At 39.1% G+C, this 266-nt stretch carries 1 protein-coding gene; it reads right to left on the minus strand.

Annotation, left to right across the window (positions count from 1 at the left end; translation table 11 throughout):
- A partial coding sequence (locus AAEY83_RS15685) for a hypothetical protein (RefSeq protein WP_351060421.1) occupies window positions 1-266 on the minus strand: 266 nt, incomplete at both ends.

The raw sequence follows: 266 nt of genomic DNA on the forward strand, positions 1-266 counted from the left end.
GTTACAGGAACATGCAAATGCATTTTTCTAGCCCATGCATTTTCTGCATTATCCCTTAATTCAAATGTATCAGCAGCGGTAACGGCGGTAGCAATTGTTATCAGATCTATTGAATCAGCATCTACATTCAATCCTAAATCACGAACTGTTTGTAGTAGTTGTTTTGACACCAAGCTGTGCTTAGTGATGTCATTTTGATGCGTATGAAACATTTGGACAGGATGACAATCATCAGAAAAGTCAGGCAAGTTAGCAGGGTCATGGTT

It is taken from the genome of Psychrobacter sp. TB20-MNA-CIBAN-0197 (assembly GCF_040309765.1).
Lineage (GTDB): Bacteria > Pseudomonadota > Gammaproteobacteria > Pseudomonadales > Moraxellaceae > Psychrobacter > Psychrobacter submarinus.